General features: G+C 70.6%; 10 protein-coding genes. 4 read left to right on the plus strand and 6 right to left on the minus strand.

Annotated features, from left to right (window positions below):
- Position 1 precedes the first annotated feature (1 nt).
- The gene (locus OG897_RS37225) at positions 2-2,926 is read right to left on the minus strand and encodes an FAD-binding and (Fe-S)-binding domain-containing protein (RefSeq protein WP_266664250.1); all 2,925 of its coding nucleotides are present in this window, start codon (positions 2,924-2,926) and stop codon (positions 2-4) included.
- A gap of 51 nt (positions 2,927-2,977) precedes the next feature.
- Positions 2,978-3,433, minus strand: coding sequence for a MarR family winged helix-turn-helix transcriptional regulator (locus OG897_RS37230; protein WP_266664252.1), 456 nt, complete (start codon positions 3,431-3,433; stop codon positions 2,978-2,980).
- Between the two features lie 111 nt (positions 3,434-3,544).
- On the opposite strand from OG897_RS37230, the gene OG897_RS37235 reads away from it, so the two are divergent.
- Positions 3,545-5,350 carry an ABC transporter ATP-binding protein gene (locus OG897_RS37235; protein ID WP_266664592.1) on the plus strand — a complete coding sequence of 602 codons (1,806 nt, stop codon included), beginning with the start codon at positions 3,545-3,547 and terminating at the stop codon, positions 5,348-5,350.
- Positions 5,351-5,452: 102 nt separating this feature from the next.
- Here the strand turns inward: OG897_RS37235 and OG897_RS37240 are convergent, their stop codons facing one another.
- Positions 5,453-5,578: a hypothetical protein gene (locus tag OG897_RS37240; RefSeq protein WP_266664254.1), complete on the minus strand. Its 126-nt coding sequence runs from the start codon at positions 5,576-5,578 to the stop codon at positions 5,453-5,455.
- A 187-nt stretch (positions 5,579-5,765) separates the two neighbouring features.
- On the opposite strand from OG897_RS37240, the gene mltG reads away from it, so the two are divergent.
- Positions 5,766-6,578, plus strand: a complete 813-nt coding sequence (mltG, locus tag OG897_RS37245; RefSeq protein ID WP_266664256.1) for an endolytic transglycosylase MltG — start codon at positions 5,766-5,768, stop codon at positions 6,576-6,578.
- Between the two features lie 109 nt (positions 6,579-6,687).
- Here mltG and OG897_RS37250 read toward each other — a convergent pair whose 3' ends face one another.
- Positions 6,688-7,773, minus strand: coding sequence for an NAD(P)-binding domain-containing protein (locus tag OG897_RS37250; RefSeq protein ID WP_266664258.1), 1,086 nt, complete (start codon positions 7,771-7,773; stop codon positions 6,688-6,690).
- A gap of 290 nt (positions 7,774-8,063) precedes the next feature.
- Between OG897_RS37250 and OG897_RS37255 the strand changes: the two genes are divergently transcribed.
- The gene (locus OG897_RS37255; protein WP_266664260.1) at positions 8,064-8,486 is read left to right on the plus strand and encodes a YjbQ family protein; all 423 of its coding nucleotides are present in this window, start codon (positions 8,064-8,066) and stop codon (positions 8,484-8,486) included.
- A 146-nt stretch (positions 8,487-8,632) separates the two neighbouring features.
- On the opposite strand, the gene OG897_RS37260 is transcribed toward OG897_RS37255, so the two are convergent.
- Positions 8,633-10,630: a collagenase gene (locus tag OG897_RS37260; RefSeq protein WP_266664262.1), complete on the minus strand. Its 1,998-nt coding sequence runs from the start codon at positions 10,628-10,630 to the stop codon at positions 8,633-8,635.
- 216 nt (positions 10,631-10,846) lie between these two features.
- On the opposite strand from OG897_RS37260, the gene OG897_RS37265 reads away from it, so the two are divergent.
- On the plus strand, positions 10,847-11,485 hold the full coding sequence (locus OG897_RS37265) for a hypothetical protein (RefSeq protein WP_266664264.1): 639 nt from the start codon (positions 10,847-10,849) through the stop codon (positions 11,483-11,485).
- Positions 11,486-11,543: 58 nt separating this feature from the next.
- Here the strand turns inward: OG897_RS37265 and OG897_RS37270 are convergent, their stop codons facing one another.
- Positions 11,544-12,515 carry a hypothetical protein gene (locus OG897_RS37270; RefSeq protein WP_266664266.1) on the minus strand — a complete coding sequence of 324 codons (972 nt, stop codon included), beginning with the start codon at positions 12,513-12,515 and terminating at the stop codon, positions 11,544-11,546.
- Between the last annotated feature and the right edge of the window lie 189 nt (positions 12,516-12,704).

Consider the following 12,704-nt stretch of genomic DNA (forward strand, 5'->3'; position numbering starts at 1 on the left):
CTCAGGGGCGGGTGGACCGCTCCAGATCCAGGAGTACGGAGCGGTACGGGCGGCCCGTCGCGTGGTCCATGCCGACCTCGCACATCCGGTTCGCGGAGAGGTACGCGTCGTACGCGCGCCGCCCCACCTCGGCGGCCTCCCGCGCGGTCGCCGACTCGGTCAGCTCCTGGTGCAGCATGCCCCGGTCGCCCGCGAACGCGCAGCACCGCAGGTCGTCGGGGACCACCACCTCGTCGGCGCACGCCTGGGCCACCTTCGTCAACTGTGCCTCGTCGCCCAGGTGCCGCATCGAGCAGGTGGGGTGCAGAACGGCGGAGGCCACCGTACGGTGGACGGTCAGCCCCGGCAGCAGCTCATCGGCCGCCCAGACGATCGAGTCCACGATGTCGAGCTCGGCGTGCAACTCCCGGTTCTCGTCGGTGAGATACGGCACCACTTCGTGCGCGATGCCCAGCGTGCAGGACGAGGCGTCGACGACGAGGGGGAGCTGCCCGCCCGCCGTCCAGCCCCAGGCGGCCTCGATGATCCGGTTGGCCATCACGGTGTTGCCCCGCTCGTACCCCTTGGAGTGCCAGATGGTGGCGCAGCAGGTGCCGCGTACGTCGGCGGGAATCCACACCGGTTTTCCGGCCCGCGCGGACACGGCGACGACGGCTTCCGGGAGGGAGGGGCCCGCGTAGCCGTCGGGGCTGCCGAAGATGCGGTTGACGCAGGCCGGGTAGTACACGGCGTGCGCACCGGGCCGGGAGGTGCGGGGGAGGGTGCGGGCGGCGGCGCCCGGGATCTCGGGGAGCCAGCGCGGGACGAGGTCGGGGCGCACCGCCTTGCGGGCCAGGCCCGTCACGGACGCCAGCAGCCGGTCGGAGATCTTGTCGCCCGCCGCCACGGCGAGGCGCGCCGAAGCCTCCACCGCCTTGAAGTGCTGCGCGGTGAGCGCCGCGACGCGCTCCTCGCGCGGTGAGTGCCTGCGGTGGCGGAAGTCCTTCATCAGCGCTCCGGTGTCGATGCCGACCGGGCAGGCGATCTTGCAGGTGGAGTCGCCCGCGCAGGTGTCCACGGCGTCGTACCCGTACGCGTCGAGGAGGTTCACGCCGACCGCCGAGTCGGCGGGCTGGCGCATCAACTCCCGGCGCAGCACGATGCGTTGGCGGGGCGTGGTCGTCAGGTCGCCACTGGGGCAGGTGGGTTCGCAGAAGCCGCACTCGATGCACGGGTCGGCCTCGGCCTCGATGCGGGGGATGGTCTTGAGGCCGCGCAGATGGGCTTCCGGGTCACGGTTGAGGACGATGCGCGGGGCGAGCACGGCGTCCGGGTCGATCAGCGCCTTGGTGCGCCACATCAGCTCCGTCGCCTGCGGGCCCCACTCCAGTTCCAGGAACGGGCTGATGTTCCGCCCGGTGGCGTGCTCCGCCTTGAGTGAGCCGTCGAAGCGCTCGACGGTCATCCGGCAGAAGTCGTCCATGAACTCCGCGTACCTGCGGACGTCGGCGGGCTCGCCCGCGTCGAAGGCGAGCAGGAAGTGCAGGTTGCCGTGGGCGGCATGCCCGGCGACGGCCGCGTCGAAGCCGTGTGCCTCCTGGAGTTCGAGGAGGGCCTCGCAGGCTTCGGCGAGGCGGGAGGGCGGTACCGCGAAGTCCTCGGTGATCAGCGTCGTACCGGACGGGCGGGCGCCGCCGACGGCCGTCACGAACGCCTTGCGGGCCTTCCAGTAGTTGCCGATGGTCTTCGCGTCGCGGGTGATCGCGTTGGTGACGGAGGGGACCGGTGCGACCAGTTCGAGGTTCTTCAGGACCTCGGCCGCCGCCCGCTCGTACTCCTCCTGCCCCGCCTCGTCCGGGGCACGGAATTCCACGAGGAGCGCGGTCGTCTCCTTCGGCAGGTCCGCCCAGTCCTGGGGCACGCCCGCCACGCTCACCGAGGCGCGCAGCGTGTTGCCGTCCATCAGCTCGACGGCCCGCGCGCCCGCCTCGTTGAACAGCGGCACGGCAGCGGCGGCGGCGGACAGCGTCGGGAAGAACAGCAGTGCGCAGGAGACGCTGCGGTCCAGCGGCAGCGTGTCGAAGACGACCTCCGAGATGAACCCGAAGGTGCCCTCGGAGCCCACCATCAGCCCGCGCAGGATCTGCACGGGCGTCGCACCGTCCAGGAACGCGTCGAGCCGGTAGCCGTTGGTGTTCTTGATCTCGTACTTGGCGCGAATGCGGCGGACCAGGTCGCCGTCGGCCTCGATCTCCCGCTTGATCGCCAACAGGCCCGCGCAGAGCCCCGGTTCGGCGTGCGCGAGGTCCTCGTCGGCCGTCGGGTCGCCGGTGTCGACGATCGTGCCGGACGGCAGGACGAAGGTGAGCGAGGCGAGGGTGCGGTAGCTGTTGCGGGTGGTGCCCGCGGCCATGCCCGAGGCGTTGTTGGCGACGACGCCGCCGAGCGTGCAGGCGATGGCGCTCGCCGGGTCGGGGCCCAGCACCCGGCCGTACCGGGCGAGTGAGGCATTGGCGCGGACGACCGTGGTGCCCGGCTGGATGCGGGCGCGGGCTCCGTCGTCGAGGACCTCGACGCCCGACCAGTGGCGGCGCACGTCCACCAGGATGTCCTCGCCCTGGGCCTGGCCGTTGAGCGAGGTCCCGGCGGCCCGGAACACCACCTCGCGGCCCTTGCCGTGCGCGTAGGAGAGGACCGCCGAGACGTCGTCGACGTCCTCGGCCACCACCACGACCTGCGGGACGTACCGGTACGGGCTGGCGTCCGTTGCGTACCGCACCAGGTCGGACACCTTCCACAGCACCTTGTCCGCGCCGAGCAGCGCCGTCAGGTCCCGGCGCAGCGGCGGTGGTGTGCCCTCCGCGAGGGCGGCGGGCACCCGGTCGGGGGCGGGGGCCCGCGCGGTGGTCGGGCGCAGGGCCTCCGGCTTCGGCTCCAGGAGCGGCATGAGGTCGGTCCTCTCACGGCTGCGGCGGTTCGACGGGGGCCGCGCGGTGGCTCAGCAGGGCTGCGGCGGGCCCCCGTCGACCAGGGTGGACAGCAGGCCGCCGAGAATCTTGCGCTCGTCGGCGGTCAATGGAGCCAGGATGTCCTCCACGGCGTCCCGGCGCGCGCTGCGCAGCGCGTCCAGGGTGTCGCGGCCTCCATCGGTGAGCTCGATGCGGATGACCCTGCGGTTGGCCGGGTCGGGCACGCGGCGCACCCTTCCCTGCTGCTCCAGGCCGTCCACCAGGGTCGTCACGGCGCGCGGCACGACCTCCAGGCTGCGGGCCAGGTCGGTCATGCGGGGGGCGGCGTCGTCGCGCAGCGAGAAACGGGAGACGACGCGCAGGAGGCGGGCCTGGCCGGGAGTGATGCCGATCGGCTCCAGCTGGCGCTTCTGGGCGCGGTGCAGGCGACGGGTCAGCCGCAGCAGCTGCTCGGCCAGCATTCCGTCATCCGAATGTGTGCTCATGCCGGGAACAATAACAGGACCCCGTGCATTGTGAGTATAGGTAACAATGAACTACGCTCGGAAAACCCCGAACCCGCACCCCCGAGGGAGCCCATGCACCCCGATCGACAGATGACCCCCGAAAAGCTCTGGACGCCCCCTGATCCCGAACCGGGCAACCAACAGCCGCCCGCCGAGGTCCGCCGCATCCTGCGCCTCTTCCGCCCCTACCGCCTGCGGCTCGCCCTGGTCGGCCTGCTCGTCGGCGCGTCCTCGCTGGTCGGCGTCGCCTCGCCGTTCCTGCTCCGCGAGATCCTCGACGTCGCCATCCCTCAGGGGCGTACGGGCCTGCTGACGCTGCTCGCCCTCGGCATGATCGTCACCGCCGTCGTCACCAGCGTCTTCGGTGTTCTGCAGACCTTGATATCGACCACGGTCGGCCAGCGCGTCATGCACGACCTGCGCACCGCCGTCTACACCCAGCTCCAGCGGATGCCCCTGGCCTTCTTCACCCGCACCCGCACGGGCGAGGTCCAGTCCCGCATCGCCAACGACATCGGCGGCATGCAGGCGACCGTCACCTCCACCGCGACCTCCCTGGTCTCCAACCTCACCGCGGTCGTGGCCACGGTCGTCGCGATGCTCGCCCTGGACTGGCGGCTCACGCTCGTCTCGCTGCTCCTGCTGCCGGTGTTCGTGTGGATCAGCCGCAAGGTCGGCCACGAACGTAAGAAGATCACCACGAAGCGCCAGAAGCAGATGGCCTCGATGTCCGCCACGGTCACCGAGTCCCTGTCGGTCAGCGGCATCCTGCTCGGGCGCACCATGGGCCGCTCCGACTCCCTCACCAAGAACTTCGCCGAGGAGTCCGAGCGCCTGGTCGACCTCGAAATCCGGTCCAACATGGCCGGACGCTGGCGGATGTCCACCATCGGCATCGTGATGGCCGCCATGCCCGCCGTCATCTACTGGGCCGCGGGCCTCACGATGAACGCCGGAGCGCCCGTCGTCTCCCTCGGCACGCTCGTCGCCTTCGTCTCCCTCCAGCAGGGCCTGCTGCGCCCCGCCGTGAGCCTGCTCTCGACGGGGGTGCAGATGCAGACCTCGCTCGCCCTCTTCCAGCGCATCTTCGAGTACCTCGACCTCCCCGTCGACATCACCGAGCGAGCGAACCCGGTCCGGCTGACCGCGCCCAAGGGCGAGGTCCGCTTCGAGAACGTCGACTTCGCCTACGACGAGAAGTCCGGTCCCACCCTCACCGGCATCGACGTCACGGTCCCCGCGGGCGGCAGCCTCGCCGTGGTCGGGCCCACCGGCTCCGGCAAGAGCACCCTGAGCTACCTGGTGCCCCGGCTGTACGACGTCACGGGCGGCCGCGTCACCCTCGACGGCACGGACGTCCGCGACCTGGACTTCGACTCGCTGGCCCGCGCGGTCGGCGTGGTCTCCCAGGAGACGTACCTCTTCCACGCCTCCGTCGCCGACAACCTGCGCTTCGCCAAGCCCGACGCCACCGACGACGAACTGCGCGCCGCCGCCGAAGCCGCCCAGATACACGACCACATCGCCTCGCTCCCCGACGGCTACGACACCCTCGTCGGTGAACGCGGCTACCGGTTCTCGGGCGGCGAGAAGCAGCGTCTGGCCATCGCCCGCACCATCCTGCGCGACCCGCCGGTCCTGATCCTGGACGAGGCGACCAGCGCCCTGGACACCCGCACCGAACACGCGGTGCAGCAGGCCATCGACAACCTCTCCGCGGGCCGCACCACGATCACCATCGCCCACCGCCTCTCCACCGTCCGCGACGCCGACCAGATCGTGGTCCTGGACGCGGGCCGCATACGGGAGCGGGGCACGCACGAGGAACTGCTCGCCCACGACGGCCGCTACGCCGCGCTGGTCCGCAGGGACGCCCGGCTGACCACCACGTCGTGAGCGCTGCCGCTTCCTCGTGAGCGCTGCCGCTTCCCGGGCGCATGCGACGGCGCCGCCCCTCCCCTGGGACGGGGGAGGAACGGCGCCGCGGCGGGACCTCGGTCAGACCATCCAGCCCAGGAAGTGGAAGAAGCCGGCGAGGAGGTCGGTGATGAGGTTCATGATCTGGGTTCTCCTTGTGCTGCGGCACCGGTGTGCCGCGTAACTCGTGCGTGTGTGGGACAGCACAACCACGGTCTGCAGCCCGCCGCTTGCGCACCGTAAGCATCGTGCGCCACAAGGGAGTTGAGCAAGGGAAGCCGGTACGATCACGCGTTCCAGCGAACACCCGATCCCCTGTTCGTGTGTTCCCTGCATGCACCCATCAGGCGGAGGTGACGGTCATTTGACCCCGCCTCCGGGTTAGCGTTCCGGTATGGAGTTCGAGTCCCCGCACGTCTCGCCCCCGCCCCCGCGCCGCAGACCGCGGCGGGGCAGGCTGATCCTGCTGGTGTGCACCCTCGCCGCGCTCGGCGCCGTCACGGTGGGAGTGGTGCTGTTCCTGGTGTGGACGAAGGACGGCCCAGGCCGCGCCACGTCCCTGACGATTCCCGAGGGCTGGCGGTCCTCGCAGGTGTACGCGGCGGTGGACAAGGCCGTCGGCGCGGCGCCCGGTACCGCGAAGAAGGCGGCGGCCTCCACGGACCTGGGACTTCCCGCCGCCGCCCAGGGCAACCCCGAGGGCTACCTCTTCCCGGCGACGTACCCCGTGAAGGACGGCACCACGGCCTCCAGCCTCCTCACCTACATGGTCAAGACGGCCGGGGAACGCCTCGGCGCGGGCCCCGAGGTGCGCCGCGACGTCGTGATCGCGAGCATCGTCCAGGCGGAGGCGGACACGGCGGACGACATGGGCAAGGTGGCCAGGGTCATCCAGAACCGGCTGGCCCGGGACATGCCCCTGCAGATGGACTCGACCCTCAACTACGCCATGAACCGCAGCACGCTGGACACCACGCACGAGGACACCCGGATCGACAGCCCGTACAACACGTACGAACGCAAGGGCCTGCCTCCGACACCGATCGGCAACCCGGGCCTGGAGGCCGTGCGGGCCACCCGCACGCCCCCGCCGGGCAACTGGCTGTACTTCGTCACGGTGAAACCCGGCGACACCCGCTTCACGGACGACTACGAGGTCCAGAAGCGCAACGTGGCCGAATTCAACAAGAACCGCCGGGGGCGGTAGACCCGCGCGCCCGTCTCCACCGAAGGTGGCGGCGCACCCGCGCGCCCTTCTCCGCCGAAGGCAGCGAAGCCGCGCGCCCCCCGTCACGTTCCGTCGCGACGCCCCGCCGTCACACCTCGGCCCCCACCCCCCTCACCACACGCAGCGCGCCCCGCACGGCCACCCGCCCCGCCCGGTTCGCCCCGATCGTGCTCGCCGAAGGCCCGTACCCCACCAGTTGGATCCTCGGGTCCCGCGCCACCTGCGTCCCCTCCATGCGGATCCCGCCCCCGGCCTCCCGCAGCCGCAGCGGTGCCAAGTGCTCGACCGCAGCCCGGAACCCGGTGGCCCACAGGATGACGTCCGCCTCGACCGGAGCCCGGCCGTCGTCCCACGCCACCCCCGTCTCCGTGATCCGGTCGAACATGGGCAGCCGCTCCAGCACGCCGCTCGCCCTGGCCTCCCGTATCGCGTCATTCACCGGAAGGTCCGTCACCGCGACCACGCTCTCCGGCGGCAGTCCCCGCCGCACCCGCTCCTCGACCCGCGCGACGGCGGCCCGTCCCCACTCCTGGTCGAACTCGGCCTCCCGGAAGACCGGAGGCCGCCGCGTCACCCAGGTCGTCTCCGCCGCGAACGGCGCGATCTCCATCAGGTGCTGCGTCCCCGACGCACCACCGCCCACCACCACGACCCGCTGCCCCGCGAACTCCTCCGGACCCGGGTAGTTCGCTGTGTGCAGCTGACGTCCCCGGAAGAGTTCCTGCCCCGGGTAGTGGGGCCAGAAGGGCCGGTCCCAGGTCCCGGTTCCGCTGATCAGCGCCCGCGCCTGCCACACCCCCGCCGACGTCTCGACCCGGAGCCGCCCGCCCTCGCCCTCCCGTACGGCTGCCACGTGAACCGGCCGGTGAACGTGCAGGTCAAAAGCCTTCTCGTACGCGGCGAAGTACTCCGGGATCACCTCCGACGAGGGGCGCGTGGGGTCGGCGTCCGTCAGCTCCATGCCCGGCAGCGCGTGCATGCCGTGAACCTTCGCGTACGTCAGCGAAGGCCACCGGAACTGCCAGGCCCCACCCGCCGCGGGGGCGTGGTCCAGGACCACGAAGTCCCGGTCGGGCACCAGCCCCGACCTGCGCAGATGGTAGGCGGCGGCCAGCCCCGCCTGCCCGGCGCCAATGACGACGACGTTCACGTCCCGCACCCCGAAGTTGTTCATGCTTCTACCAACGAGGTGAGGCTCGCAGATCTTCCCGCCGTACGGACCGCTGTAAGGACCGCCGTAAGGACCGCCGTGTGGGTCGCAGTACGGAAGCCCCCTACGGCGCGATCAGCCCCCGCCGCACCAGCTCCGGCCGCACCCCCATGGCACGCCTCCAAGGGCTCCAAGGGGAGATGAGGGCAGAACGTAGCCAGCACGCCAGGCCCCCGGTAAACAGCCGTCCCACGATCCGGATGCCCGATCCCACCAGACGGCCGTTTCCGGCCCTGATACGGGAACATGTCACCATGGCCGACACATTCACGACCCGCGTCCTGCACCTCATCACGGGCTCGACGGAAACCGTCATGGACCTGACCTCAGCCTGTGCCGACTTCCTCGCCGACGCCGCCTCCGGCCGCGACGGACTCCTCAACGTCTTCGTCCCGCACGCCACCGCCGGGATCGCCGTCCTCGAAACCGGCGCGGGCAGCGACGACGACCTCCTCGCCGCCCTCCGCACCCTCCTCCCCGCCGACGACCGCTGGCACCACCGCCACGGCACCCCCGGCCACGGCCGCGACCACGTTCTCCCGGCCCTGGTCCCCCCGCACGCCACCCTCCCGGTCGTCGCCGGTCAACTGGAGCTGGGCACATGGCAGTCGGTGTGCCTGGTCGACACGAACGTCGACAACCCGGAACGGAAGGTGCGGTTGAGCTTCCTCGGCTGAGGGTGCGCCGCCCCGCGGGGCGGCGGGCTGAGCCCCGAACAGGCCCTGACCGCGTACGACGAGGGCGGAGCCCTGCGCCGCGTGCACGGGAGTGCGCGCGCCACCGGGCTCCGCCGGGTGTGTGCTCGTCGGGGAGCTGCGGACGGTCAGCGGCCGCTCAGAGCGGGGAGCTGGCCGCACGAGCCGCTCGCGCACTGGCTCAGCCAGTTGGCGAAGTCAGCGTCGTACCTGTTGCCGATGGTGTTGCGGAGGAAGGTCTGGGCCGCCTCGTACTCACCCGCGCGGTAGTGGCCGAGCAGCGTGGCCACGTCGTTGGGGTGCGACTGGAGCATGTAGCGGACGGCGAGGTAGCCCCACTGGTAGATGCGGGTGGTGTCGGAGTTGGAGTAGGTGTTCTCGAAGAGCTGGCTGAGCGAGTACGTCTTCTTGCCCGCCTCCTCGATGGCCCTGTCGTAGGGGACGTCCCGGTACGAGTAGGAGAGGTACTCGGCGAAGCCCTCGACCCACATCACGGTCGCGGTGGTCTGCCCGGCCTGGAAGTCGCCGTGCATGTTGTAGCGGCCGTCGAGGTAGTGGGTGTACTCGTGGTTGAGGTTCCAGATCTGGAACGCGCCGTCCGAGGCGGCCTGTTCGTAGGCGATGAAGCGCGGCTGGTTGCCCTGGGCGGCGGGGTCGCCCTCCAGGTACATGCCGCCGTTGTTGGTGTCGATGCCGAAGATGATTCCGGCGTAGGTCCGGTAGTCGTTGCTGGAGTTGAAGGCGACGATCTCGATGTTGGTGTTGTTGTCGTCCTTGACCGGGCCGGGGTCCTTGACGACGTTGTGGAAGACCGGGTCCTGCTTGAGGACGCTCTCGCAGGTGGCCGCCAGCTCGGCGGCGGACAGCTCCTGGGCGAGGACCTTCGCGCTCGGGCCGCACGAGTGCTTGACCGTCAGGACGGCGTCCCGCACGCGGTTCTGGAGGTCGCAGGTGCCGTACTCGGCGCAGTTCGCCTTGTCGAACGCGTCGGTCATCCCGGCGACGGTGATCCACAGTGCGGCGGTGCGTCCGGTCATCTGGCTGCGGCCGAGCAGCTCCTTGACCAGCGGCTTGACGACGTCCTTCAGGTCGGCGTGCTGAAGGAAGCGGCCGATTTCGAGTCCGGCATTGCTGACCAGGTAGGACTTGTCGGTACCGAGCAGATCGTCGTGGGCGACGGCGAAGTCGCGCATGCCGGTGAGGACGCTCGGGTCCGCCTTCACCGCGGCCGCGAACTCCGGCAGCTGGTGGCCTCGGAACATGACGGTGTAGGTGTTGTTGACGGCCGCGACCATCCAGTAGAACTCGTCGTACGCCTTGTTGTAGTCCTTCTGGAGGCGCTTGACGACGTTCAGGAAGCGGATGTTCTCGCCGGAGCTGTCGATCAGGATGACCGCTTCGGCCAGGGTCTGGCCGTTGGCCTCGGTGACGTCGAAGGCGTGCGACGAGGCGAAGAAGGCGTCCAGGGCACCCTGGATGGCGCTCTTCAGGGCCGGGCCGTACTCGCCGACGGTGTCCGGCTGGTAGAACTGGACGAAGTATCCGGCGCGCAGGAACAGCACCAGCTGGCTCGCGAACGTGCTGTTGTCACCGGGGTAGTTGGCCGAGACGTCTCTCAGGGCGTTCGCCACCGTGACCATCTGTTCCTCGCGGAAGACGGCCTTGGCGTCTCCGCCGGTCACCTGGAACAGCGTGTTGACGCAGCCGACTTCCGACTTCTTGATCTGCTCGACCAGGGCCGCGCCGGTCCGTGAGGCGAAGTCACTGACGTTGCAGTCCGCAGCGGCCTTCTCCTGGACGAGGGCCTTCTTGCGGTCCTCGGAGTTCTGCGGTGCGGGGCGCGGGGGGCGGGGCGCGGCGTCCGAAGCCTTCAAGGACGACCGCGCGGAGGTGGTCGCGTGTCCCGGTGCGAGATCGGCGGCCAGCACGGTGGCGCTGGCGGGCAGCGGGGCGAGGCCCGGCTGCGGTGTCGCGGCGGGATTCGCCGCAGGCTTGAACGCCCCGGCGTCGACCGGGATCGCGGCCGCCGCCCCGTTGGGCGCGAGCAGGGTGAGTCCGAGGCTCGCCGCGGTCGCGGCGGGTATCAGCAGGCGGGTGAGCTGCGTGAACGTGGGGGTTCTGCGCACAGCAAGGGCCTCCAGGCCAATAGACGGCCGTTCGTGGGGAACGGCGGTGGGGGGAGCGGGCTGTCAACGACCGTGGGAACAAAGGGAGTTGAACCCCCGGGGTTGTCATGCCCGTGCAAGGTGTGACCGTACAATTTCACAGTTCACATGTCAGTGGTAGAGGGGTGCGAGCAGTAAATGAGACTGATGTGCCATGAGGGTCAGTAGGTTGTGCCGATGACTGAATTCCTGCCGCCCGGTGGCGTTGTGCTCGACGAGGACGAGGCGGACGCCCGCTGGGGGAGTGCCTGGCGTCCGGAGCAGGTCGCGGAGCGGCTGGACGGGGTGGGTACGCCCTGGTGCGTCGCGGCGGGGTGGGCGCTGGATCTCTTCCGGGGGGAACAGACCCGGCCGCACGGCGATCTGGAGATCGCCGTGCCCGCGGCGGGCTTCCCCGAACTCCGGTCCCTCTTCCCCGAGTTGGCGTGTGACGCGGTGGGTTCGGGACGGCTCTGGGCGGGGGCGGGAGCCGAAGCGCTGGCGGCCACGCATCAGACCTGGTTCAGGGATCCGGGCAGCGGCCAGTTCCTCTTCGACGTCTTCCGGGAGCCCCACGACGGCGGTACGTGGATCTGCCGACGGGACGCGAGCCTGCGGCTGCCGTACGACGCGGTCATCGAGCGGACGGCGGACGGCATCCCATACCTGGCACCGGAGTTGGTGCTGCTGTTCAAGGCGAAGGCGCAACGGGCCAAGGACCGGGCGGACTTCGACGGAGTGCTGCCGTTGCTGGGACCCGCGCGGCGGGAAGCCCTCGCCGGGTGGCTGGAGCTCGTCCACCCCGGGCATCCGTGGCGGGCGGAGCTCACGGGCTGAGTCGGGCGGGCGGGTCAGGCGGGCCGGGGGAAGGTACCCGCTGCGCGCAGGGCTTGCCTCAGTGCTGGTCCGCGCTGTGCGTGTCGTCGTGGCCCGCTTCCGGCGAGGCGGTCGTCCCGCCCGGCGTGCCCCCGGTCGCCTTGCCCGCCTCGACCGTGAACGCCGCCGTCCGCACCTTTCCCTCGTGCTGGAAGTCCAGGAAGAGGCGGTACGTACCCGGGCTCGGGGCCGTCGCACTGAAGGTGACGTCGGGGCCGGGGCGGGTGGTGCCGTCGCCGGGCGTGCCGTGCGGGTGGACGTGGAGGTAGGCGAGGTCGCCGGAGCGCAGCGCGACGAGGTGGCCGTAAGCGCCCAGGTAGGGCTGGAGGTCGGTGACGGGCTTGCCGTCCTTGGCGACCTTCAGGGTGAGCGTGTCGCTCTTGCCGGGCTTGAGGACCCCGGCCAGCGTCACCCGGTAACCGTCCACGTCTGCCGTCCGGGACGGGGTCGGGAGGGGGTTCGGAGTGTACGTCCCGGAGACCGCCAGGTCCGCCCCGAGGGTGAGGGCCGTGGCCCCCTTCTTCGCGGGCTTGAAGTCGGCGAAGGCGCGGTAGCCGCCCGCCGCGGGGAGGTCCGCGGTGGTCGACCAGGTGCCGTCGGCGGCTCGCGTCGGGTGCAGGTGGCGGAAGACGGTGAGGTCGCGCGAGGCGACGATGAAGTGGAGTTCCTTCTCGTGCTCGCGTTCGTACGCGGTGACCTTGCGGCCCTGTGCGTCCTTGATGGAGAAGCGGAGCGCGGTGCGTTCGCCGGTGGAGACCCGGGGGGTGTCCAGGGCGAGGGTGTAGCCCGCCTCGGAGACCTGCAGGCCGCCGGGGGGTGCGGCCGCTTCGTCGGCGCCGGTGTCGGGGGCGGGTTCCCGGTGTGGTTCCGAGGCGTGGGCGGGCTTCTCGTCCGTACCGAGCGGGCCGACGCCCTTGCCGATCCCGTAGGCCGCCCCGAACGTCGCGGCGACGGCTGCGCCGAAGGCGGTGATCTTGAGTCCCGTGTTCATGGCGATCTCCCTGGAAAGTCCCGATGTCGTAGCACTCACCATACCCCTGGGGGGTATGCAGTCAAGAGGATGCCGCACGCGGGGGAGGGGTATTGCGATGGCTTGGGTATCTCATAAGTCGGCCTTATGGGGTCATAGATCGGACCCGGCTACTGACTTAGGTTTGCCTTAGTTTAGGCTTCGGGGTGA

The sequence above is a fragment of the Streptomyces sp. NBC_00237 genome, assembly GCF_026342435.1.
GTDB lineage: Bacteria > Actinomycetota > Actinomycetes > Streptomycetales > Streptomycetaceae > Streptomyces.